This is a genomic window from Chitinophaga pinensis DSM 2588, from assembly GCF_000024005.1.
Lineage (GTDB): Bacteria > Bacteroidota > Bacteroidia > Chitinophagales > Chitinophagaceae > Chitinophaga > Chitinophaga pinensis.
In genome coordinates this window covers 621,660-646,796 of sequence record NC_013132.1, presented here as the reverse complement: position 1 = coordinate 646,796, position 25,137 = coordinate 621,660, and the positions used below count along the sequence as shown (strand labels likewise).

General features: G+C 45.3%; 19 protein-coding genes. 13 read left to right on the top strand and 6 right to left on the bottom strand.

All coding sequences use genetic code 11. The features are described from left to right. Positions 1-20: 20 nt before the first annotated feature. The 4 genes from uvrB (at position 21) to CPIN_RS02645 (ending at position 6,042) form a co-directional block, all read left to right on the top strand. Positions 21-2,075, top strand: a complete 2,055-nt coding sequence (uvrB, locus tag CPIN_RS02660; protein WP_012788216.1) for an excinuclease ABC subunit UvrB — start codon at positions 21-23, stop codon at positions 2,073-2,075. A gap of 438 nt (positions 2,076-2,513) precedes the next feature. Beyond that, the gene (locus CPIN_RS02655; protein WP_012788215.1) at positions 2,514-3,902 is read left to right on the top strand and encodes an ammonium transporter; all 1,389 of its coding nucleotides are present in this window, start codon (positions 2,514-2,516) and stop codon (positions 3,900-3,902) included. Positions 3,903-4,167: 265 nt separating this feature from the next. Continuing rightward, complete coding sequence (locus tag CPIN_RS02650; protein WP_012788214.1) at positions 4,168-5,250, top strand: porin; 1,083 nt, start codon at positions 4,168-4,170, stop codon at positions 5,248-5,250. A 126-nt stretch (positions 5,251-5,376) separates the two neighbouring features. Beyond that, positions 5,377-6,042, top strand: a complete 666-nt coding sequence (locus CPIN_RS02645) for a DUF2461 domain-containing protein (protein WP_012788213.1) — start codon at positions 5,377-5,379, stop codon at positions 6,040-6,042. A gap of 203 nt (positions 6,043-6,245) precedes the next feature. Here the strand turns inward: CPIN_RS02645 and CPIN_RS02640 are convergent, their stop codons facing one another. Together CPIN_RS02640 and CPIN_RS02635 are read right to left on the bottom strand one after the other, a co-directional pair. Beyond that, positions 6,246-6,497, bottom strand: a complete 252-nt coding sequence (locus CPIN_RS02640; protein ID WP_012788212.1) for a hypothetical protein — start codon at positions 6,495-6,497, stop codon at positions 6,246-6,248. Positions 6,498-6,795: 298 nt separating this feature from the next. Continuing rightward, a complete protein-coding gene (locus tag CPIN_RS02635; protein ID WP_012788211.1) occupies positions 6,796-7,785 on the bottom strand; it encodes an aspartate-semialdehyde dehydrogenase in 990 nt (329 codons plus the stop codon). 124 nt (positions 7,786-7,909) lie between these two features. On the opposite strand from CPIN_RS02635, the gene CPIN_RS02630 reads away from it, so the two are divergent. The 3 genes from CPIN_RS02630 (at position 7,910) to CPIN_RS02620 (ending at position 13,285) form a co-directional block, all read left to right on the top strand. Beyond that, positions 7,910-10,507 carry a lamin tail domain-containing protein gene (locus CPIN_RS02630; protein ID WP_012788210.1) on the top strand — a complete coding sequence of 866 codons (2,598 nt, stop codon included), beginning with the start codon at positions 7,910-7,912 and terminating at the stop codon, positions 10,505-10,507. A 116-nt stretch (positions 10,508-10,623) separates the two neighbouring features. Further along, on the top strand, positions 10,624-11,274 hold the full coding sequence (locus tag CPIN_RS02625; RefSeq protein WP_012788209.1) for a DUF5606 family protein: 651 nt from the start codon (positions 10,624-10,626) through the stop codon (positions 11,272-11,274). A gap of 277 nt (positions 11,275-11,551) precedes the next feature. After that, a complete protein-coding gene (locus tag CPIN_RS02620; RefSeq protein WP_012788208.1) occupies positions 11,552-13,285 on the top strand; it encodes a M3 family oligoendopeptidase in 1,734 nt (577 codons plus the stop codon). A 171-nt stretch (positions 13,286-13,456) separates the two neighbouring features. On the opposite strand, the gene CPIN_RS02615 is transcribed toward CPIN_RS02620, so the two are convergent. The 4 genes from CPIN_RS02615 to purN all read right to left on the bottom strand — a co-directional run bounded on the left by CPIN_RS02615 (position 13,457) and on the right by purN (position 15,965). Continuing rightward, positions 13,457-13,882: a Fur family transcriptional regulator gene (locus tag CPIN_RS02615; RefSeq protein WP_012788207.1), complete on the bottom strand. Its 426-nt coding sequence runs from the start codon at positions 13,880-13,882 to the stop codon at positions 13,457-13,459. 16 nt (positions 13,883-13,898) lie between these two features. Next, entirely contained in the window at positions 13,899-14,531 is a 633-nt protein-coding gene (locus CPIN_RS02610) for an SCO family protein (protein WP_012788206.1), read from the bottom strand. A 125-nt stretch (positions 14,532-14,656) separates the two neighbouring features. Then, positions 14,657-15,319 (bottom strand): hypothetical protein, encoded by a 663-nt coding sequence (locus tag CPIN_RS02605; protein ID WP_012788205.1) that lies wholly within the window; start codon positions 15,317-15,319, stop codon positions 14,657-14,659. A gap of 79 nt (positions 15,320-15,398) precedes the next feature. After that, positions 15,399-15,965, bottom strand: a complete 567-nt coding sequence (gene purN / locus CPIN_RS02600; RefSeq protein ID WP_012788204.1) for a phosphoribosylglycinamide formyltransferase — start codon at positions 15,963-15,965, stop codon at positions 15,399-15,401. Positions 15,966-16,443: 478 nt separating this feature from the next. On the opposite strand from purN, the gene CPIN_RS02590 reads away from it, so the two are divergent. The 6 genes from CPIN_RS02590 (at position 16,444) to CPIN_RS02565 (ending at position 25,107) form a co-directional block, all read left to right on the top strand. Further along, a complete protein-coding gene (locus CPIN_RS02590) occupies positions 16,444-17,646 on the top strand; it encodes a c-type cytochrome (RefSeq protein ID WP_012788203.1) in 1,203 nt (400 codons plus the stop codon). 136 nt (positions 17,647-17,782) lie between these two features. Further along, a complete protein-coding gene (locus CPIN_RS02585) occupies positions 17,783-20,869 on the top strand; it encodes a TAT-variant-translocated molybdopterin oxidoreductase (protein WP_012788202.1) in 3,087 nt (1,028 codons plus the stop codon). 119 nt (positions 20,870-20,988) lie between these two features. Beyond that, positions 20,989-22,473, top strand: coding sequence for an NrfD/PsrC family molybdoenzyme membrane anchor subunit (nrfD, locus tag CPIN_RS02580; RefSeq protein ID WP_012788201.1), 1,485 nt, complete (start codon positions 20,989-20,991; stop codon positions 22,471-22,473). A 71-nt stretch (positions 22,474-22,544) separates the two neighbouring features. After that, complete coding sequence (locus tag CPIN_RS02575; RefSeq protein WP_012788200.1) at positions 22,545-23,138, top strand: DUF3341 domain-containing protein; 594 nt, start codon at positions 22,545-22,547, stop codon at positions 23,136-23,138. Positions 23,139-23,215: 77 nt separating this feature from the next. Continuing rightward, a complete protein-coding gene (locus CPIN_RS02570; RefSeq protein WP_012788199.1) occupies positions 23,216-23,860 on the top strand; it encodes a c-type cytochrome in 645 nt (214 codons plus the stop codon). A gap of 38 nt (positions 23,861-23,898) precedes the next feature. Beyond that, positions 23,899-25,107, top strand: a complete 1,209-nt coding sequence (locus CPIN_RS02565; protein ID WP_012788198.1) for a hypothetical protein — start codon at positions 23,899-23,901, stop codon at positions 25,105-25,107. The last annotated feature ends 30 nt before the right edge of the window (positions 25,108-25,137 follow it).

The window sequence follows — 25,137 nt, the reverse complement described above, 5'->3', positions numbered from 1 at the left end:
ATAACGCCATAAATTAAGATATGCCCTTCAAGATACAAGCACCATACGCCCCTGCGGGCGACCAGCCAACAGCGATCAGACAGCTGGTGGAAGGTATTCAGGATGGAGCCCCCGCCCAGACATTGCTGGGGGTAACAGGTTCCGGTAAAACATTCACAGTTGCCAATGTTATCCAGCAGGTACAGCGCCCGACACTGGTCCTGACGCATAACAAAACACTGGTAGCCCAGTTATACGGAGAATTCAGGCAGTTCTTCCCGGATAATGCCGTGGAGTACTTCGTGTCTTACTATGACTACTACCAGCCGGAGGCTTACATGCCTGTGAGTGATACCTATATAGAAAAAGACCTCTCTATTAACGAGGAACTGGATAAGTTACGGCTCCGGGCTACTACCAGTCTGTTATCCGGCCGTAGGGACATTATCGTAGTAGCAAGTGTGTCCTGTATCTATGGTATGGGGAACCCGACAGATTACGAAAATGGTATCATCCGCCTGCATAAAGGCCAGACCATTGGCCGTAATACCGTGTTACACGGACTGGTTAACTCCCTCTATTCCCGTACGACCGGTGATTTTAACCGTGGTAATTTCCGGGTACAGGGAGATACGGTTGATATCAATCTGCCCTACGTGGACTTTGGATACCGTATTACCTTCTTCGGAGATGAGATCGAAGAGATCGAAAGCTTCGACGTACAGAACGGGAAACGTATCGGCACAATGGAAAATGCAGCGATCTTCCCTGCCAATCTCTATATGGCACCTAAAGATATGATGGCCCAGATCACCTTTGAGATCCAGGATGAACTGATGGCCCAGGTAGAGTATTTCCGCTCTATCGGCAAACACCTGGAGGCACAGCGGCTGTCTGAAAGAGTGAACTATGACCTGGAGATGATACGCGAACTGGGCTATTGCAGTGGTATTGAAAACTACTCCCGTTTCCTGGACAGACGTGCACCGGGTACCCGCCCATTCTGCTTGCTGGATTATTTCCCGAAAGACTTCTTATTAGTAATAGATGAGAGCCACGTCACCATCCCCCAGATTGGTGGTATGTATGGTGGTGACAGATCCCGGAAACTGACCCTGGTAGACTTCGGTTTCAGGTTGCCATCCGCAATGGATAACCGGCCGCTGAACTTCTATGAATTTGAGAACCTGGTGAATCAGGCCATCTTCGTCAGTGCTACACCAGGTGAATATGAACTGCGACAGACTGAAGGGGTGGTGGTAGAACAGGTTGTAAGACCTACCGGATTGCTGGAACCTCCCATCGAGATAAGACCGAGTGTTAACCAGGTAGACGACCTGCTGGATGAAATAGACAAGCGCGTATTAAAAGGAGGCCGTGTACTGGTAACCACCCTGACCAAGCGAATGGCGGAAGAGATGGATAAATACCTGCACCGTATTAATGTGAAGTCCCGCTATATTCACTCAGAGGTCGATACGCTGGAACGTATTGAGATATTAAGAGACCTCCGCCTTGGTAATATAGATGTACTCGTCGGTGTGAACCTCTTACGTGAGGGGCTTGACTTACCGGAAGTAACGTTGGTGGCCATACTGGATGCGGATAAAGAAGGCTTCCTGAGAGATGAACGTTCCCTGACACAGACAGCAGGACGTGCGGCGAGAAACGCCGAAGGACTTGTTATATTCTATGCTGACAAGATTACCGACAGTATGCAGCGTACGATAGACGAGACAGACCGTCGCCGGGAAAAACAGGTTGCCTATAATACAGCTCATAATATTACACCACGGACCGTACTGAAAAGTAAGGAACAGATCCTCGGACAGACATCTGTGCTGGAAATCAAGCAGTTCGATGAAAATTCGCCTTATGCGGTACATGATGAGGTAAGTCTAGTAGCAGAAGATGCGATGGGTTATGCGAAACAGGAAGCGGTAACGGCTAAAACGATCCCTCAGATGGAGAAGGCCATCAGTAAGGTAAAGAAGGATATGGAGAAGGCTGCGAAGGATTTAGACTTCATGGAAGCGGCCCGTTTACGCGATCAGATGTTTGCTATGCAACGGGAATTAGAAAGTATGAAGCAATAATGTCGCAGTAAGACCCATTTTTATGTCCTGGATCATAAAATTCACATGTATTTATTTGTAATATATCAATATTCTTCAACGCGGATCAAAAACCTAGTAAAATCAGCCTAATATATAATAGGCTGATTTTTATTTTATTATATGCCTTGTGACATATTTGCAATAGCAACCGTCTCTCCAATGTTAGAAAATTGTTAAACGGCCCCTTTCTCCTTCTTTAAAATATTGATATTTAAATGTTTGCGAGATGATTACACCGCTTTTTCAGGCACCATTTCATGCAAATTTTAATGCATATATTATAAATAATAATAATATAGTTAATTTTTGCCCGTTGAACCCATATTTTTGTTCAATCATTTCTATTTTTTGCCTTTTCTATTTGATGACTTGAATATCCTTCATACTTTTATTGAAGAAATTTAAAAATCAATTGCTATGAAGAAAACATCATTTCAAGACTATTTGCCCTTCATTGTGCTGGCATTGGTCGCGATAGTTGCACTTTTCGTCCCAGGTGAGCTGCCTTTTGCTGATCCTGAAGGAAAATACAATTATGGTGATATTGCCTGGATCCTGGTGGCATCCTGCCTCGTATTCCTGATGACTCCCGGATTGTCATTCTTCTACGGTGGTATGGTGAATCGTAAGAATGTGATCTCAACATTGGTACAGAGCTTTATTGCTACCGGTGTGGTGAGCATAGTATGGGTTGCCGTTGGATTCAGCCTTTCCTTCGGTACATCAATAAATGGTCTGATTGGTGATCCTTCAACCTTCCTGTTCTTTAAAGGAGTGCCTTCCGGCCAGCCTTGGTCTCTGGGAACGACTATTCCTTTATTGTTATTCGCCCTGTTCCAGATGAAATTCGCGGTAATCACTCCTGCGCTGGTAGTAGGTGCTGTTGCAGAAAGGATCCGCTTCACATCTTACGTATTATTCATGGTGTTATTCAGTCTGCTGGTATATGCGCCGATCGCGCACTGGACCTGGCATCCTGATGGTATCCTGTTCAAACTCGGTGTACTTGACTTTGCAGGTGGTACAGTAGTACACATCTCTGCTGGTTGCGCTGCCCTGGCAGGTGTACTGGTACTGAAACGCCGTAAAGATCATATTGAAAAGAAAGAACTGCAACCTGCAAACATTCCTTTCGTACTGTTAGGTACAGGTCTGCTGTGGTTCGGCTGGTTCGGTTTCAACGCAGGTTCTGCCCTGGGTGCTAACGGCCTCGCTGCTTCCGCTTTCGCTACTACAAATACTGCCGCTGCTGCTGCTGGTCTTTCCTGGATCTTCTTCGATGTGATCCGTGGTCGTAAAGCTTCTGCGCTCGGTTTCTGTATCGGTGCTGTAGTTGGTCTTGTAGCTATCACCCCTGCTGCTGGTTTCGTAGGAATTCCACAGAGTATTATGATAGGTTTCGCTTCCGCTATCGTATCTAATCTGGTAGCACACTACAAATCCAAAACTGCGATCGATGATACCCTCGACGTATTCCCTTGCCATGGCGTAGGCGGTATGGTAGGTATGCTGCTGACAGGTATTTTCGCCAGCAAAAATGTAAACGGTGCTATCTCTGACGGTCTGTTCTACGGTGGTTTTGAACTCTTCAAAAACCAGGTAATCGGCCTCGTGATCGTAGTAGTATACAGCTTCTCTGTGTCTTATGGCATCTTCAAGCTGATCAACCTGATCCACCCACTCCGTGTAAGCGAAGAAGAAGAAGAACTGGGTCTGGATGCTACACAGCACAACGAACAGTACCATCCTGCAATGCTGAGTGTACAAGACAACGGTGCACTGAAAGAAGAGCAGATGGCGCACTAAGCCACAATAACTAAGAGATTTACATAGTTTGACACCCAAAAGTCGAATAGCTAATAATTATTCTGGGAAATAAAGAACGTAGACAGAATTATATTTTATCAACCAGAATTTTTTATCAACCAATATCAATTATTCCATGTAGGATTTTCCTTCCCGGATAATTATTAGCTATTCTTTTCCCTTCATTTCCGGCTATAGAACAGTACGAGCAAAGAACTTCGAAAAACAACACACGCACACCATTTTATCAACCAAATTTCGTTTCATGAAAAAAGTTCTATTGGTAGCTTTCGCTGCCTGCCAGGGATTTATTGCCTATTCCCAGACCGCTACTGATACGACGCAAGCTCCGCTGGTTAAGATTTCAGGGTCTGCGGATGTGTATTACCGGTATAATTTCAATGGCAACAACACTGACAACAAAACCAGTTTCACAAACTCTCACAATAGTTTTGAACTGGGTATGATCTCTCTCAAAGCCGAGCATGAATTCAAGAAGGGAAGCATCGTAGCGGACCTCGGTTTTGGTAAAAGAGCTGCTGAATTTTCCTATAACGAGACTACCGATAAAACAAATACAGCTGAATTAGCCATCAAACAGTTATACATAGGTTATCAGGTGCTTGACAAACTGAAGATCAGCATGGGTAGCTTTGGTACACACGTTGGCTATGAACTGCTGGATGCTTACCTGAACCGTAACTACAGCATGAGTTACATGTTCAGTAATGGCCCGTTCTTCAGTACAGGTGTGAAAGCTGATTTCACTATCAGCCAGGCCTGGACAGCGATGATCGGCGTATTCAATCCAACCGATTTTAAGTCCGCCTCCTGGACCAATAATAAATATGTAGGTGCACAATTGGGCTATTCCTCTACCAAAGCACCACTGAAACTCTACCTCAATTACCTGGAAGGAAAAGACACAACTGGTGTTCAGAACCATCAGATCGACTTCGTCGCTACTTATCAGATCAATTCTGTATTGGGACTGGGGTATAATGGTACCGTCAGCACTTACAATGATACCCGCGACAAAGAACCTGGTGAAGGTTCTAAAAAATGGTGGGGCTCTGCGCTGTATGTCAATGTTGACTTCAATGACAAGCTGGGAATGACTGTACGTGGTGAATATTTCGATGATAAAGATGGTCTTAAAACCTTTGCTACTGCCGGCGGTGGCCATGTTGTGGCCGGTACGCTGTCAATGAATTATAAAGTAGGTAACCTTACAATCATACCTGAATTCAGAATAGACAATGCATCTGTAGATATCTTCAATAAGAAATCAGGGACTCCTGTTGCGACATCTCCAAGTGTCCTCTTAGCTGCAACATATCATTTCTAGCAAATAAAAATTACTGCCTGCGCTCTTCGTTCCTGGCTTTCCGGCCAGGGATGAAGGGCATAGTGCATTTGTAGATTACTGGAGAACGGAAAATAATTTTTATATTTTGTGTACAAAACTGGTTACATGTTACAGCCCCCCACGTTGAAGTTCTTAAAATCATTGGCTAAGAATAATAATAAGGTATGGTTTGATGAACATAAATCCGATTATCAAAATGCGAAAGCAGATTACGAGAGTGTAGTACAACAGATCCTGGACGGTTTAGCTAAACAGGAGCCCGTATTGATAGGTTTGCAGGTAAAAGACTGTACGTTCCGTATTTATAAAGACACCCGTTTTTCGAAAGATAAAACGCCTTATAAAACCAATATGGGTGCATCTTTTGCCCCAGGTGGCCGTAAGACGCCACGTCCTGGTTATTATTTTCATCTTGAACCTGGAGGCAATAGTTTTGCCGGTGGCGGATTGTGGATGCCGGAAGCGCCTGTGCTCAAAAAAGTGAGACAGGAAATAGATTATAATTTTGAAGAGTTTCAGCAGATCATTTCCAATAAGGAATTCATCCGCTACTTCGGTAAGATCGAAGGCGAATCATTAAAGACAGCACCACAGGGCTATCTGCCGGATAATCCTGCCATCGCATACCTGAAATTGAAAAGCTTCACTGTATGGCATCATATATCCGACGATGCCGCTTTACAGCCTGCATTAGTCAGGGAGATCCTTAAAATATTTTCTGTAATGCAGCCTTTTGTCAAATTTATGGACAGGGCACTGGATCTGGAATAGTTAGTTAGTTTCCCGTGGTGAAAATACTATCATTAGTCACTGTCCGCCGTCGGCGGATGGGTAAGCCACAATGCACTGTGATTTTCTCTGGGAGTAACACCGTTTCAACACGTAAGCCATATGTACATCTGCCGGGCGTATAATTCGACCGTATGCACATTCACCGGCCGGCAGATGACTACAGCACAATAATTTTCAGCGGATTAGTTCTTGTGGATCAGGAATTCGAATGGTCTTGCCTTGCGGTTCTTCAACAGGTTTTCCTTGTCTGTCTTAGTGTGCGCAAAACGTTGATTATACACGTTGGCTACCTCAATAATCGGGATAATGCCGTCCAGTGTATCATGTTGATCCACAATGTTCATGATGCGGGACACCTGTGAAGAAAAATTAGTACTCCACTCTTCTGTAAATTTGTGCATCAGTAAAAGCTCACGATTGGCGTTGGTTTTCATAGGACTTTAAGGGTGTTTACGGATTTGTGAATTTTTAGTTCTTCGCACCTTACTTGCTCACAAAGATAGTTTTTTGGAATCAGTAAGTTGGCATAGGATTATTGATACCAAAATTGGATTTTATCTTTCACAAAGCAATACTACTTCTGTGTAATTTTTGTTAAACTGATACTTATTTCGCATCAAATCGATACTAAAAGAGCAAGTGTACCCACACTTGCTCTTGTCAGTTTAAATAAATCGTTTATACGTTCGCGAAATTATCACCCTAAAGGATAAAGTCAACGGCTATTTTTTACTAAATCCATTTCTGCGCGTGGAGATATTCTGCTATCTGCACCGCATTTGTTGCAGCACCTTTACGCAGATTGTCTGCCACGATCCACATATTCAACGTTTTTTCCTGTGTTTCATCACGACGGATACGACCTACGAATACTTCATCTTTCTCATGTGCATCTTTCGGCATCGGATACAGTGCTTTGGAAGGATCGTCCACTACAATAACACCTGGTGTATTTTCCAGGATACTACGTACTTCTGCCAGCTCGTATTCATTGTCAAAAGCGATGTTTACAGACTCACTGTGACCGCCAATTACAGGGATACGCACAGTCGTCGCTGTTACACGGATGTTGCTGTCGCCCATAATCTTCACGGTCTCTTTCACCATCTTCATTTCTTCTTTCGTGTAACCATTATCGAGGAATACATCGATCTGTGGTATCACGTTCAGGTCAATACGGTGTGCATATGCTTTTTCACCTTCAATACCCTGACGCTCATTCATCAGCTGATCTACCGCTTTTACACCTGTACCAGTTACTGACTGATAAGTTGAAACAACTACACGGTTGATTTTGTACTTATCGTGTAATGGATGCAGTACAAGCACCATCTGGATAGTAGAACAGTTAGGGTTAGCGATGATCTTATCTTCAGGTGTTAATGTTTTACCATTGATCTCAGGCACCACCAGTTTCTTGGTGGGATCCATTCTCCATGCAGAAGAGTTGTCAATGACAGTAATACCTGCTGCAGCAAATTTTGGCGCCCACTCCAGGGAAGTGCTGCCACCTGCAGAAAACAATGCTACATCCGGTTTCATGGAAATTGCGGTATCTGCATTAACCACCTTATAAGGCTTGCCCTTAAATGTTACTTCCTTACCAACGGACTTCTCTGAAGCCACGGGAATCAGTTCTGTAACCGGAAAATCTCTTTCGGTCAATACTTGTAACATTTTTGAGCCTACCAGTCCGGTAGCTCCTACTACGGCAACTTTCATTGTTTTTACATTTTAATTTTTTGGAAATGCAAATTTAACACAAGCATTGCGGTTTTCAATGTCTTGGCCAGAATCATAGAAAATCACTAAATTTCTGTCCAAACCAACCCAATTTTTTTAAGACATGCGTACTACCATTGTTTGTGTATGCCTGCTGATGCAGGTAGCTTTCTCATTTGCTCAGGTGAGCGAATCTTTTGATTATCAGAATATTAATGAAGCAGTCGCCTGGAAAGGAACAGATACTGCATGGACCGTAGAGCAAGGCCGTCTCCGCAGTCGTCTCTCCCGAAGCAGCAGCACTTTCTATCTTTCAACCAGTTCTTCCCTGTCACGTAATGCAATATGGGAGTGCTGGCTGCAACTGGATTTCAATACCTCCTCTCTCAATTATGCAGACATATTCCTTACCGCAGATAGTGCCAACCTTTCCGCACCAGGCAGCAAAGGTTATTTCGTGCGTATCGGTAATACAAAAGATGAGGTCTGTCTTTACCGGAAAGACGGCAATCTCCCTCCCGTACTACTGATAGATGGACGTGATGGTATCACTGATCATACCTCTTCCACCCTGAAAATAAAAGTGATCCGAAAAGAGGATAACTGGGAATTGTGGACCGACGAAAATGGCAATGGCACTGCTTATACCCGGGAAGGTATAGCAAAAGATAATATGTATAATACGAGCCGCTTTATGGGATTCGCCGTGCGTCAGTCTACTGCTTCTTTCTTTCGCCGTCACTATTTTGATGATGTGTCCGTTCATCCGCTGGTAGCAGATACCATACCGCCCTCCTTGTTGTCTGTTCAGCTGCTCAACGCACATACTATCAGTTGCTGTTTTAGTGAAACGCCCGATAGTAACAGTCTTCGCGACTATCACAATTTTCAGCTACCCGGAACCGACAATCTGCCTTTGCGCATCTGGCAGGATAATAATAGTCCCTTTTGTGTCAATGTGCAGTTTGAGCAGGCATTTCCCAACGGGGACAGCTGTCACTTACTGATAAATGGGATAAGAGATCTTGCAGGTAATATATCGTCCATGTTAAAGGCGTCGTTCCTGTATTATCTCCCTACAGGATATGATGTGCTGATACATGAATTCCTTCCAAAGGCGTTGCCTTCCGCAGGCTTACAGGCCGCGCGTTTTGTAGAACTGAAGAATAACAGTCCGTTTACCCTGCAACTAAAAGACTGGCGTCTGGCCAACAGCAACAGGGAGGTGATATTACCTGCCCGCCTCTTCCCGCCGGATACTTATCTGGTGTTGTGTGACAGGCAAGCTGTGAATCAGTTTCCCGTAGATATCGCCGTGATGGGTATCAGCAATTTTCCTGCACCCGGGGATAGTGATATGATCATTCTTCGTAATAACAGTGGTATGCTGGTACATGCAGTTGGTTATGATCGCAGCTGGTATCATAATCCGGTGAAAGAGAAAGGAGGTTGGAGTCTTGAAATGGTAGATGTACACTGGCCCTGTGCGGGTAGTACTAACTGGCGTCCCTCGCTGGCAAAAGAAGGTGCTACACCCGGTAAAGCAAATACAGTCAGCGGACCAGGCAGCATACCGCCACCCGTATCCCTGGTACATGCACATGCTGCCGATAGTATGAACGTCGGACTATCCTTTTCCGGTATCATGGATAGTATGGCGGTAAGTACTACTGCTCATTACCATTTTGATCCGGCATTGCCTGTCATCAAAGTTACTGCGCAAGCTCCGCTATATAATAATGTATCTCTTCGCTTAGGTAGCCCCCTCCTGCCGGGTACTATTTATCAGATAGCCGTGGAGGGGCTGAATGACTGTACGGGACAGGAAGTAAGCGTCGCCCCTGATCTGGCGGTGGCCAGGGTTTCTGAGGCAGATAGTTTTGATATTGTCTTCAATGAAATATTATATGATCCGGCTTCGGGTGTGCCGGAGTTTATCGAGATCTTTAACAGAAGTCCTAAAGCGCTTGACTTTTCCCGTTTATTCCTGACAAGAAGAAAAACGGATGGCCAATTAGACGAAGTGGTCTCCCTATCGGGTACTGTCCATGTGTTATTACCTGGTGCTTATGCAGCTTTTACGACAGATCCGGCTGCTTTATGTGCACAATATGATTGTCTGTCACCGGAAAGCATTTATAAAATAAATCTGCCGGCACTGATCAATGGGGAGGGCATAGTTGTATTATTAAACGCTGCCGGCAATATTATTGATGAATTGCATTATTCGGACGCAATGCATCTATCCCTGGCGGGGAATACCCGGGGTGTTTCGCTGGAACGTTTACAGGCGGATGGTCCTACACAAGATAAGTATAACTGGCATTCTGCAGCAGGATCGGCAAAATATGCAACTCCCGGGAGAGCGAATTCCCAGCAGCTTCCGGCAGGAGGTGTTCAGGGGATGTTGTCGGTCCGTCCGGGTATTTTTTCTCCGGATAATGACGGATTTGAGGATGTGGCGGTACTCAGTTATAAATTTCCGGTCCCGGGTTTTGTCATAAATGTCACGATTTTTGATGCAGAAGGGCGAACTGTCAGGCAATTAGCACGAAATATGGCCTTGTCTGCCGAAGGGTATATGATCTGGGATGGCCGGGGGCTGCAGAACCGCGAACTGGTAACAGGTATATACGTCATCTTTGCCGAGGTGATAAGTCCCGTGGGACAGGTGCGACAATGGAAATTGCCTGTGGTATTAGGAAAAAAGTTAAATAGTTGATGCCGTCAAAAAAAAAGGTTGTTTTTGTCAATTATCAAGAATAATTAAATGAACAGCCTCTCCAATTTGTCGGATAGAAACGATTTTTTATATTTGCGCTTCTTAAAAATTTGAACATGCAGTATAGAGAAATAGTTGCAGTAACCGGTTTGAGTGGTTTGTTTCAATTAATTGCCAGCAAACAGGATGGCGCTATCGTAAGATCTCTGGAAGACAAGAGCACAAAATTTGTGAGCTCCCGCATCCATAATTTTACTCCGCTGGAAAGCATCGAGGTGTTTACAACCGGAGAAAATGTAAACCTGGCTGAAGTATTTAAAGCCATGCAGGACCAGGAAGCTAAAACAGCTCCGGTTGGTGCCAAAGCTGACAATAATGCGATCAAGTCTTATTTCAAAAGTGTGTTCCCTACTTTCGACGAGGACAGGGTTTACGTTAGCGATATGAAGAAGATGGTGAAATGGTATGCCATTCTCAAGACTAACGATCTGTTGAGATTCGAAGAAGTAGCGGAAGATGCTCCGGAAGCTGCTGCAGAAGAAGTAGCACTTGCTGCTGATGCAGAAGTTGCTGAAAAGCCAGCTAAAAAAGCTGCTAAACCTAAGAAAGCTGCCGCTAAAGAAGGCGCTGACGAAGTAGCAACTGAAGAAGCTCCGGCTGAAAAACCTAAAAAAGCGAGAGCTAAGAAAGAAGACGCTCCTGCTGCTGAAGGTGAAGAAGCGCCTAAGAAAAAGGCTGCTCCTAAGAAAAAGAAAACTGAAGAGTAATTCTTAGATAATTTATTGGTTTCTAATGCCAGACGCTTTGTGTTTATCGTATGCAGCGTCTGGTTTTTTATTGCCCGTACAGAAGCTAAGTCGTATCTTTCCCCTGGTATTACACCCCGAAAACAATCATTTTCTATTAGTCAGACTATAGTTATCCTGCATTGATCCTTCGTTGCGAAAGGCAGCTGTAACGAAGCATGACTATAGTTTAGATAACTAAACAGACCTTCTTATTTCCACCTCAGGTCTTTGCACTGGAATTTCTTATTTTAGTAAAATGAAGACTTTAGACGCAAATATTGAGAAACAGCCACGTAAACTGTTACCTGAAGACTTTACGGTAACAACGTGGGAGGCATTGCAGCCATATTTTGAGGAGTTGCAGCAAAGGCCGCTCGAAAGTGTAGCGGCGCTGGAGCAGTGGCTGAAGGATATCAGTGAACTGGAGGCGGTCATCAGTGAGGATGCCTGCTGGCGCCAGATACGCATGACCTGCGATACAACCGACAAATCCCTGGAAGAGGCATTCGCTTACTTCTGTATGGAAATACAGCCCAAACTGCAACCTTATGCAGATGCACTGAATAAAAAGCTGCTGGCCAGTGAATGGGTAAAGAACCTGGATCAGGATCTGTATGCTACTTACCTGCGGAGTGTGCGTAAACAGGTAAAACTGTTCCGTGAAGAGAACGTGCCACTGCTGGCAGAACTGAGTGTTCAGTCACAGCAATATGGCGCTATTGCCGGTAAGATGACTATTACCGTCAATGGACAGGAATATACCCTGCAACAGGCGGCCCGCTTCCTGGAAGACAGCAACCGCGAATTAAGGGAAGAAGTATTTACAAAAACGGCGAAGCGTCGTCTGGAAGATAAAGACACCCTTGATCAGCTCTTTACTAATCTGATTACCAAGAGAGACCAGGTGGCAAAGAATGCCGGTTTTGCCAATTACCGTGATTATAAATTCGAAGATCTCGGACGTTTCGACTATACAAAAGAAGACTGTTTCCAGTTTCACACTGCCGTAAAGGAACACATTGTGCCATTGGTAAAAAGTCTGCAGGAGAAACATCGCGCTAAACTGGGACTGGATGTACTGAAACCCTGGGATTCCGATGCGGAGCCACAGGGGGTGAAACCACTGTCCCCTTTCCAGACCGGAGACGAGCTGGTTAACAAGGCGATTGAGTGTTTTGATCAACTGGGACCTTTCTTTGGTAACTGTCTGCGGGTAATGCAGCAATTAGGACGGCTGGATCTGGAAAGCCGTAAGGGTAAAGCACCAGGTGGTTATAACTGTCCGCTGGCAGAAACCGGGGTGCCTTTCATCTTTATGAATGCAGCCGGTCAGATGAAAGACCTGACTACCATGGTACATGAAGGAGGTCATGCGGTACATTCTTTCCTGAGTCATAATCTGTCACTGAGTGCTTTCAAGGAGTATCCGATGGAGATCGCGGAAGTGGCGAGCATGAGTATGGAGTTGTTCACGATGGACTACTGGAATATATTCTTTAGTAATGAGGAGGAACTGCGCAGAGCCAAACTGCAGCAGCTGGAACGGGCGATCGTGATTTTCCCATGGATCGCTATCATTGATAAATTCCAGCACTGGTTGTACGAAAACCCGCAACATACGGTAGAAGAGCGTACAGCTGCATGGGTAGCCATACAGGATGAATTTGCTACCGGAGTAGTTGACTGGAGCGGCTGGGAAGATTATAAAGCGATTGGCTGGCAGCGACAATTACACCTGTTTGAGGTACCATTCTATTATATAGAATATGGTATTGCGCAGTTAGGGGCCATTGCTATGTGGAAACAGTTCAAAGAGAACAAGCAGCAGGCGCTGGATAATTATGTCAATGCACTCAGTCTGGGTAGCACCCGTACTTTGCCGGAACTGTATAAAGCGGCGGGTATCAAATTTGACTTCTCCCCTGCTTATGTGCAGGAGCTGGCGGCTTTTGTACAGGCTGAGATAGAAAAGGTGAGCGAGGAAAATTAGGAATTAGGAATTAGGAATTATTTGTATTAATTGACTTTTTATAAAACAATAGGGCGCTTCATTAACGAAGTGCCCTATTATTTTATATCTATCCGGAACGATGTTAACCTGATTAAGTAAATGGAAGGCTATTAGTCAACAATTCTTAATTCTTAATTCCTAATTCCTAATTTATTTACATTCCTTGCACACTCCACTCACTACGACATCCACGTTATGTGCGGCATATCCTTTTGGTAGGTGGATATCGGGGACTTCCGTATCCAGGCAGGTGGTATTACCACACTCTTCACATTTAAAATGCACGTGATGATCATGGTGATCATGTTCCGAGCACTCCGATCGGCAGAGTGCATAACGGATGGAGGTATCTGTGGTTGGGATGCTATGGATGATCCCTTTATCCAGGAAGGTTTGTAATGTGCGGTAAACTGTTACGCGGTCAAAGCTCTGACCGGCCAGTTTTTCAAAACTGCTGTGTTCAAGTGCACCATTGCTGTTCATGAACAGTTCCAGTATCTTCACCCGGGTATCCGTAATGCTCAGCTTACTTTCCCTGAGCAGTTCGGTAATACTTGCTTTGTTCTTGTTGCTCATGATAATTTATAATGAGTTATTGTTTTTCCTTTAGCAACCGGTTGATGTCAACGATCATTTTGTCTACATCACTTTTTTTCGTGCCTTCATATAATCCTCTTACACGGGCTTCGCCATCTACCAGGGCGAACCATTGGGTGTGCACGAAGTCATCATCACCGGTGAATGTTCCATTATCCACCATATAACCGGCTCTGGCCAGTTTATAGAGTTCTTTTTTGCTACCGGTGAGGAACCACCAGTTACTGGGATCTGCGCCGTGTTCTTCTGCATATTTTTTCAATACAGGGATACTGTCGGTTTCCGGATCTACGGTGTGAGATAATATGCGGAAACGGGGTTCATCTTTATAGGCGGCATAGACTTTCATCATATTTGCATTCATCTTGGGGCAGATGTTGGTGCAGGTAGTAAAAAAATATTCCGCTACATATACTTTCCCTTCAACGTCTTTGCTGGTGATTGTTTTGCCTTCCTGGTTCACAAAAGAGAAGCCGCCGATAATATGGCCGTTGGTGCCAAGTATGGGTAATTTCTCTTCCCCGAAGAAACTGCCTTTCTCACCTTTGATCACATAACCTGAGTAGCCGAGGAAAGCGATGGATAACAGGGCAAAAAATATAATATAGAACACATTCTTTTTAGACATAATGCCAGTCGTTTTACATCACAAAGGTAGTACACAATTAGCTAAATACGTTTAGGCACCCTGCCGGCAGGCGGGTGGCCGAAGAATTAGGTTTGTAAACGGGAAATGGCGCCGCTGGCGGACTGTTATAAACGCAATCCGATTTTTATGCCTAAATGCAGACTGGGCAGTACACTGATGAGACGTCCGTCTCTGGAGTCGGCTACACCATTATTATCATAAAAGTTATTGTAGTCGTAAACTTTTGCGCGGACGCCGAGGCCGACATAGGGGTCTATAACGAATCTGTCCCGGGTGATCTGGCGGCCCAGCAGGAACTGGATGGCGTAGACGTCTTTATCGCCGGTGTTTTCGTATTCGGTACCCCGGATATTGATTTTCTCGTTGGGGTAAAATACCTTCTTATATGTAAGGACGGGTTGAAAGTAGGTACCCTGGGCGCGTGTAATGTCGTCTTTCTGGGTGACGAGGTACCAGCGGAGGCTGGCACTGAATCCGAGTCCTCTCCCATCGACGAATTGTTCTGTGCTGATATCTGGTTTTTTCTGGCCGATATCTATTTTCCTGGCGAGGATGTAATCGGGGTAATCTGTGTAGATACCGGCGACACCCAGTTCAAGGCTCAGGCGTTGAGTGAGTTCCTGTTCAACGGTGAATTCCAGCTGATTGATCAGCCGGGCGGGATTTACCTTAATATAGGTAGACCGGTGAAAGGGCTTTTTGTCCTGGGCATAGAGGGACATTCCACTCAGGCATAACAGGCAAATAACAAGCAGTGGTTGTTTCATATAGTTGTCTGCATTTGACGGTGGCCGCCAGCAATTGTAGGTTCAGAAGGGCGCCTACAGCTGAGCTGAAAGCCCGTGATTATGAGGTCAATAATCGTTCCACAATTAGAGGATACCATTGATGTTCAAGCAGGTGGATTTTAGCTGCGAGGGTCTCGGGGGTATCATCCGGGGTGATCGTACAACGTTCCTGGAGGATTGTTGCGCCATCATCATATTTTTCGTTGACGAAGTGGATGGTGATGCCACTTTCTGTTTCTTTTGCCAGGATCACTGCTTCGTGTACGAAGTTGCCATACATGCCTTTACCACCATATTTAGGTAACAGGGCCGGGTGTATATTAATGATACGGTCCGGAAAAGCCTGTACCAGGTTAGCGGGTACTTTCCAGAGGAAACCGGCCAATACGACGAGGTCGGTGGAGGCATCCTTTAATACCTTTATATAATGGTCCGTACGGAAAAAACCTTCTTTTTCGATCAGTACGGAGGGGATACCTTCTTTTTCGGCTATCTTCAGCACGCCGGCCTCCGGTTTATTACAAAGTATCAAAGCGACCCTTGCAATGGAAGAGTTCCGGAAATGATCAATAATTTTTTGTGCGTTACTACCTGCTCCTGAGGCGAAGATGGCTATATTTTTCAAAGTGCGTATGTTAAATTATAAGACGGCGCAAAAGTAACTAATTGGTCTTATTTATGGAGAGGTTTGAACATTCCAGGTACCGGGAGGGTTATAAATGGAACCTGATAAGCACAAGGAAGTTAAGAAAACAACAGTCCAGACAAAAATAATACCATCCCAAAGGACACACCATTATATATATAAGGAGAACGATAAAGAATGCAAGAGTTTGTCGAGAATCATGACTTTTATCATGTTTTTTCTCATGCGAAAAGCATTGATCAATACGTGCTTTAGCGGAATATATATAGTGAAAAGGAATCAGTGAAGCAAGTAAGAATTTTTTATAATTGTTGATAAATTGTCAACATTGTGTCTTATTTTTGTGAGCACTTTTAAAGAAACTTAAGGTCAAATCTAAACTAAATAGGCTGTGTATCGTCGTGTTTCCATTCTTATGCGCAAGCATTTTGTGAGTGTTCTTGTCCTATGCGTTGCAATGATCGCGTCCTTATCAGTAAGGGCAGCAGATGCAGGCAAGGGTAAAACATTGTTTCAGCAGAATTGCGCCAGCTGCCATAATGTTCACAAACAAGTTACTGGTCCTGCACTGAAGGGTGTGGAGGAACGTTGGTCTGATAAGAAATTATTGCACCAATGGATTCATAACTCATCTTCTGTGGTAGCTTCAGGTGATGCTTATGCTGTTAAACTCTTCAATGATTTTAACAAGCAGGTAATGCCTGGTTTCCCTGCATTTACAGATGCTGATATCGATGACATCCTGGCTTACATCGCTGATGAAAGTACCAAAGAAGTTGGTCCTAAGAAAGGAGATGGTCCAACTCCTGGTGGTAGTACTGAAGATGGCGGTAACAACAGTCTGCTGTTTGGTATCATCACACTGATCCTCGCTATCGTTGCGCTGATCCTGATGCAGATCAACAGTAACCTGAACAAGCTTGCTGGTGATAAAGACGGTGTACCTACTCCGGATCCGGTTCCTTTCTACAAGAACAAAGCTTACATCGCCCTGGTGATCCTGCTGCTGTTCATCGTAGGTGGTTACTATACAATCAATGGTGCGATCGGCCTGGGTCGTCAGAAAGACTACATGCCAGAGCAACCCATCTTCTACTCTCACAAAGTTCACGCAGGTGTTAACCAGATCAACTGTCTGTATTGCCACGCGGGTGCTGAGAAGAGTAAGCATGCTATGATTCCTTCTGAGAATATCTGTATGAACTGTCACAAGACTATCAGTGAGTATGGTGGTGCTGACCTGTACACTGCAGAAGGTAAGAAGGTAAATGGTACTGCAGAAATCCAGAAATTATACGATCATGTCGGTTGGGATAAGAAAGCACAGGCTTACACTAAACCTGGCAAACCAATCCAGTGGACCAGAATCCACAACCTGCCTGATCACGTTTACTTCAACCACTCTCAACACGTAGTAGCTGGTAAACAACAGTGTCAGACCTGTCACGGTGCGATCACTGAGATGGACGAAGTTCATCAGTTTGCTGAGCTGTCAATGGGCTGGTGCGTAAACTGTCACCGTACAACTAAAGTGCAGTTCGCAGATAATAAATATTACAGCATTTTTGAACAGTTCCACCAGCAGGTGAAAGAAGGCAAGATCGACAGCGTAACCGTTGAGATGGTAGGTGGTACTGAATGTCAGAAATGTCACTATTAATATAGAGGAAGTAAATCGGGTGAAGGAAGCTTAGGGGATTGTTAGCGAATGTAAATCGTTATGCCGGCATGCTGTACTTCAACGAGGGGCTTCAAAGTTCTAAAACAAATATCCGTAACTCGTTAGTATAAATAACATGGAGCAAAAAAAGTATTGGAAAGGCTTGGAGGAGTTGCACAATACCAAGGAACATCAGGAGATTGTGAATAACGAATTTAGAGAGGATCTGCCTTTTGAGGAGAGTGAAAGCCTGTTGAATGCTACTACACCCCGCAGGGATTTCCTTAAATACCTGGGGTTCACTACCGCAGCTGCTACAATTGCGGCTAGTTGCGAAACGCCTGTTAAGAAAGCAATACCATACGTAAATAAGCCGGAAGAAATCACTCCCGGTGTACCTAACTATTACGCTTCCACTTACGCAGTAGACGGAGAATATCTGCCTATCGTCGTTAAGACCCGTGAAGGCCGTCCGATTAAAGTTGATGGTAACGATCTGTCTACTATCACCGGTACAGCTTCCACAGCAAGAGTACAGGGTTCTGTGCTGAGCCTGTACGATGCAGCTCGTCTGCGTTTCCCTACTATCAATGGTGCGGAAACAACGTGGGCGGAGCTGGACAAACAGGTAGGTGCTGCACTGGCTGGTCTGGGCGGTGCTCCTATCGTGTTACTGACTTCTACTATTATCAGTCCTTCTACTAAGAAAGTTATTGCAGGTTTCCAGGCGAAATATCCTGGTTTCCGTCATGTAACATATGATGCAGTGTCCTACTCAGGTATGCTGCTGGCTAACGAAGCTTCTTACGGAAAAAGAGCACTGCCGGTTTACCACTTCGAAAATGCAAAGACTATTGTGAGTCTGGATGCAGATTTCCTGGGTACCTGGCTGAACCCTGTAGAGTATTCTAAGGGTTATGGTGTTAACCGTAAGATCGATCAGAAGAGACCGGAAATGAGCAAACATTTCCAGTTTGAAAGTATGATGAGCGTTACCGGTGCCAATGCTGACGAAAGATTCACACATAAGCCTTCTGAACTCGGTGCTGTAGCACTGGCGTTGCTGAGCGCTGTGGGTGGTGCGGTAAGCAAACCGGCTATCGCTGACAAACGTCTGGCAGAAGGTATTGAAAAAGCTGCGAAATCACTGAAAGAAAACCAGGGTAAAGCGCTGGTAGTAAGTGGTTCAAACGATGTGAACGTACAGATCATTGTAAATGCCATCAACAGCCAGATCGGCGCGAATGGTACTACTATCGACTGGAACTCTACCGCTGGTTACCGTCAGGGTATCGACAGCGAAATGACCCAGCTGGTAAGCGATCTGAATACAGGTAGCATCGGTGCATTATTCGTATATGGTGTTAACCCGGCTTACGACTACTTTGACTCCGCGAAATTCATCTCCGGTGTTAAACAGGTGAAACTGAGCGTTACATTCAACGATCGTAAAGACGAAACTTCTGAATTATTTAAATACGCAGCTCCTGCACATCACTTCCTGGAAAGCTGGGGAGATGCAGAAGGCCGTACCGGATACTTCAGCTTTATACAGCCAACAATCGCGCCGCTGTTCAAAACACGTGCGTTTGAATCTAGCCTGCTGGCGTGGAGCGGAAACGCTACATCATGGGAAGATTTCCTGAAAAATGAGTGGATCACTAAACTGGGTAGCCAGGAAGCCTGGGATAAAATCCTCCAGGATGGTATCATCGAGCCGGCTCAGCCAGCTGCTTTAGGTGGTGCTACTTTCGCCGGCGACGTTGCTGGTGCAGCTGCTAAGATTAACAGTGCCAAGAAAGGCGGTAAGCTGGAACTGGTACTGTATCAGAAAGTTGCTATCGGTAATGGTAAAGAGGCGAACAACCCCTGGTTGCAGGAAATGCCGGATCCGATCACCCGTGCTACATGGGATAACTACGCTGTAATATCCAACACCCTCGCTAAAACGTTCAATACGCAGCTGGGTGACGACTACGAAATCAACAACGACAGAACTGTACTGAAGATCAAAGCAAACGGTAAGGAAATTGAACTGCCGCTGCTGATCCTGCCTGGTATCCATCCTGAAGTTGTGGCTATCGCTGTTGGTTACGGTCGTAACAACAACGCCGGTAAAGCTGCTGCAGGTGTAGGTAAAAATGCCTATCCGTTAGTAAGCTTCAACGGTCAGACTTTTGATTATTTCGCTGCTGATGCTGCGGTTGAAAAAACCGGTGCAGTAGCTCAGGTAGGTGTGACGCAGACGCATAACAGCTATGAAGGTCGTCCTATCATAAAAGAAACTACTCTTGAAGAGTTCATTAAGAACCCTAAAGAGGTAAACGAAGACCGCAGAGAGCTGGATCAGTTTGGTCCTGATTTCCGTAAAGATGGTACCCTTTATCCGGATGTTCACCACTATCAGGGTATTAAATGGGGTATGTCTATCGACCTGAACACCTGTTTCGGTTGCGGCGCTTGTACTATTGCATGTCAGGCTGAAAACAACGTATCTGTAGTTGGTAAAGAGCAGGTGCTGAAAGCACACGAAATGCACTGGCTGCGAATCGACCGCTACTTCGCAGGTGATGAAAACAACCCGGAAGTAGTATTCCAGCCGATGCTGTGTCAGCACTGTGATAACGCTCCTTGTGAGAATGTTTGTCCGGTAGCAGCTACCAACCACAGCTCTGAAGGTATCAACCAGATGGCTTACAACCGTTGTATCGGTACCCGTTATTGCGCTAACAACTGTCCGTATAAAGTTCGTCGCTTCAACTGGAGAGACTGGAATGGTGCTGACAGCTTTGAAAATAACCTGTATGACGTAGCAGGTATGAACGATGATCTGACACGTATGGTACTGAACCCAGATGTTGTGGTTCGTAGCCGTGGTGTAATGGAAAAATGTTCTTTCTGCGTACAGCGTTTACAGGATGCTAAACTGACTGCTAAGAAAGCGGGTCGTCCGATGAAGGATGGCGAAGCTAAAACAGCTTGTCAGGTTGCATGTGCTGCTGATGCGATCGTATTCGGTAACATTAACGACAAAGAAAGCCGCATCGCTAAACTGCGTACAGAAGAGCAGACAGAAAGGATGTACTATGTACTGGAACAAACCCATACATTACCTTCTATCAACTACCTGGCTAAGATCAGAAACAAAGCTGCTGAGCCTAAGTTGAAAGGACATCATGAAGAAGAAGCTCATCATGAAGCAGCAGCAAAACACGAAGCGTAAGCCGGGGTTGAGCTGATTAGATTGAAAGATTAACAGAGAGATAAAGTTTTAAGTTTAGAACAATTAAAGCTCCTTATTCTGCATCCAGGTGCAGGTTAGGGGTAAAAGCTTAAAGAATTATGCATTTAAAGTACGAATCCACACTAAGAGAACCATTAGTTGATGGGGTGAAAGATTACCACCAGGTAACAGAAGATATCATCAGCCCGATTGAAGCCAAGCCTGGTAAATTGTGGTATGTGGGCTTTTTCATTTCCCTAATGCTGCTGGCATTTGGCGCCTTCTCCGTAACCTGGGAAGTTTACTACGGTACGGGTGTGTGGAACCTGAATAAAACGATCGGTTGGGGTTGGGACATTACCAACTTCGTATGGTGGGTAGGTATCGGTCACGCCGGTACACTGATCTCCGCGATCCTCCTCCTCTTCCGTCAAGGCTGGCGTACTGGTGTAAACCGTGCAGCAGAAGCGATGACGATCTTTGCGGTAATGTGTGCGGGTCAGTTCCCGATCTTCCACATGGGTCGTGTATGGATGGCCTTCTTCGTATTGCCTTATCCGAATACACGTGGTCCGCTGTGGGTGAACTTCAACTCTCCGCTCTTATGGGACGTGTTCGCGATCTCTACTTACTTCACAGTATCTCTCCTGTTCTGGTATTCCGGTCTGATCCCTGACTTCGCAACTGTACGTGACAGGGCTAAAACCAAACTGCGTAAGTTATTATATGGTGTTGCTTCTTTCGGCTGGACAGGTTCTACCAAACACTGGCAGCGTCACGAGGCACTGTCACTGGTTCTGGCGGGTCTCTCTACTCCACTGGTACTTTCTGTACACACTATCGTATCTTTTGACTTTGCAACTTCCGTAATTCCTGGTTGGCATACTACCATCTTCCCTCCATACTTCGTGGCGGGTGCGATCTTCTCCGGATTCGCAATGGTACAGACCCTGCTGATCATCGTACGTAAAATATTAGGTCTGGAAGACTATATCACCCTGGGCCACATGGAGGCTATGAACAAGGTGATTGTACTGACCGGTTCCGTAGTAGGTTGTGCTTACCTGACTGAGTTATTCATGGCATGGTACGCAGCAGTTCCTTATGAATTCGATACTTTCTATAAATACCGTGCAGCAGGTCCGCTGGGTTGGTCTTACTGGATCATGATGACCTGTAACGTAATCACTCCACAGGTATTCTGGTTCAGCAAAATGAGAAGAAACGTAGCCGTAACCTTTGTGATGTCTATCATCGTAAACATCGGTATGTGGTTCGAGCGTTTCGTAATCATCTGTACTTCCCTGTATCGTGACTACCTGCCATCCAGCTGGAGCTACTATCGTCCATCCTGGCCGGAAGTTGGTTTCTATATGGGTACCTTCGGTCTGTTCTTTACCTGTTTCTTCCTGTTCGCCAAGTACTTCCCGGTTATCGCTGTTGCTGAGATCAAGAGCGTACTGAAAACTTCCGGTGAAAGCTTCAAGAAGGGCATGGAGCAGTATGAGCAGCAGCCTGCTGAAGAGTTTGAAGCTGGTTTACACCATGATGACGATCATCATCACGATGCTCACGGTGCAGTAGCTCACGCTCATCATAACTAATCTATGACCGGGAGATCCCGGACAAGTAAAGAATCGGATTTCGTTTTTTAGACTAAGAATTTTTTAAACATATGGCGGTTAAAAATTTTGTTGTAGCAAGTTTTAGTGATGAGGCGGTATTGTTTCCGGCAGTGAAAAAAGTAAGAACTGCGGGTTACAAGTTACACGATGTGTACACACCATTTCCGGTGCATGGTCTTGACCATGCAATGGGTCTGCGCGAAACCAGCCTGCACACTGCCGGCTTCATATACGGTATCACCGGTACTACTACGGCATTATCCTGCATGAGCTGGGTATTTAACTCTGACTGGCCTATGAATATAGGTGGTAAGCCACACTTCCCGCTGCCAGCATTCATACCTATCACTTTCGAATTGACGGTATTGTTTTCAGCAGTAGGTATGGTGCTCACATTCTGCTACCTGTGTCAGCTGGCTCCTTTCGTAAAGAAACATATCTTCAATCCACGTCAGACGGACGATAAGTTCGTGATGGCGATTGAAGTAACTGCTAAAACCAATGCTGAGGAACTGAAAAGATTCCTGGCAGGTCTGGGCGGCGAGGATGTGAACGAACAGCGTGTTGAATCAGGTTGGTGGTTCGGTCGTTTTGACCGTGAAGACCGCCTGTTTGAAACAAAAGTTGAGGCTGTAAACGCATAAACAGAATTTAAAACTTTCCGGAGGACGTATTCCCCGGGAGGAGCACACAGAACATAAGCTTGAATTATAATAAACAGATGAAAAGGACTTCCAACATATTGATCGCGGCTGCTGTGGTAAGTGGAGCTATGTTATCGGCATGCGGAAAAGACAACAGGAAACCCGGCAAGCATTACATGCCGGACATGGTTGAATCCCGTGCATACGAGTTCTACAGTGAGCGTCTTTCTACACTGAAGCCAGTAGATGGAACCGTAAAAAGAGGAGAATTGCTGCCTTACCATCTGAAAGCGGCAGATACCGCTTTGGCTAATGCAGTAAAGAATCCGCTGATTCTCACAAAAGCGGATCTGGAGGAAGGAAAACGTCTATTCAATATCTACTGTGCTATCTGCCACGGTTCCAAGCTGGACGGTAACGGTCCGCTGTACAATGGTGGTGCTGGTCCATACGTAGCAGCTCCTGCCAACCTGGCGAGCGGTGCGAAAGCCAGCTATACTGAAGGACGCCTGTTCCACGTAATGACCTTCGGTTATAATGCGATGGGTAGCTACGCCAGCCAGCTCGACAGAGAACAGCGCTGGAAAGTAGCGGCTTACATCCGCAGCGTACAGAACGGCGGTGCAAACGCTGGACCAGTGGCTAATGAAGCAACACAGACAGCTCCTGCTGCATCAGCGGCATCAGCACCTGCGACAACTGACTCATCAGCGACACACTAAGATAAACAGCATTCAATCAAGTATTTTAATATACAGTAATGAAGGACCAATTTGTAGTACCGGCAAGATTAAAAAGGACCAGCTTCGTGTTAATGGGTGTTGGCTTGCTGACTTTATTGATCGGAATTTTTGCATTTCATGGTGAGCATGGCTCTACACGTTTCTGGGCTGGCCTCCTCCAGAACAGCACATTCTTTTTGTTGGTAGTATTAGCCAGTGCCTTTTTTATCGGAGCTACTACCCTGGCGCATGGTGGATGGCAGATTGGTTTCCGTCGTGTACCGGAAGCAATTTCCATGGCAGTACCTGTACTGGGCGGGATTCTGTTCGTGATCCTCATGTTAATTGCGTTCACTGGTAAAGAGAATATCTACCACTGGTTAAACGCAGAGCATGTTAAACATGACGAAATATTAAGCTGGAAATCAGCTTTTTTGAATAAAGGAATGTTCACAGCGTTTTCGGTTGTTACAATCGGCGCATGGAGCTTCTTCGCAGTAAAACTGCGTAAAATGTCCATCGAAGAAGATGGCTGGGATCTGTCCGCAGCTACCGGTCGTCGTATCGTATGGAGAAATACAGTATGGTGTGGTGGATTCATCGTGGTTTACGCACTGACTGTAGGTTCTACTACCCCATGGTTCTGGCTGATGAGTATTGATGCACACTGGTATTCTACCATGTATAGCTGGTACACATTCGCAAGCAGCTGGGTTTCTGGTATCGCACTGATCATTCTGTTCCTGGTTCACCTGAAACGTAATGGTTACCTGCCGATGGTAAATGAAGAACACCTGCATGACCTGGGTAAATTTGCTTTCGCATTCAGTATCTTCTGGACATACCTGTGGTTCTCTCAGTATATGCTGATCTGGTATGCAAACATGCCTGAGGAGATCGTCTACTTCAAACCACGTGTTTGGGGCGAGTGGAGACCCATCTTCTTCCTGAACCTGCTGATCAACTTCATTACTCCATTATTATACCTGATGAAGCGTGATACAAAACGTAACTACTCTTCTATGGTGTTTATCTCTGTAGTAATCCTGGTAGGTCACTGGTTAGATTTCTGGCAGATGGTAGGTCCTGGTACTTACAAACACCTGGTGTTCCCTTGGTACGAATTCGGTCTGGGTCTTGGTTTCGTTGGTGTGATTATCTATGTGGTAATTCATCAGCTGACGAAAGCGCCGCTGGTTCCAAAGAATCATCCTTATCTGAAAGAAAGTATTGTACACCATACCTGATCATCGAGCAAGTAACGGAGATTCCGGTGT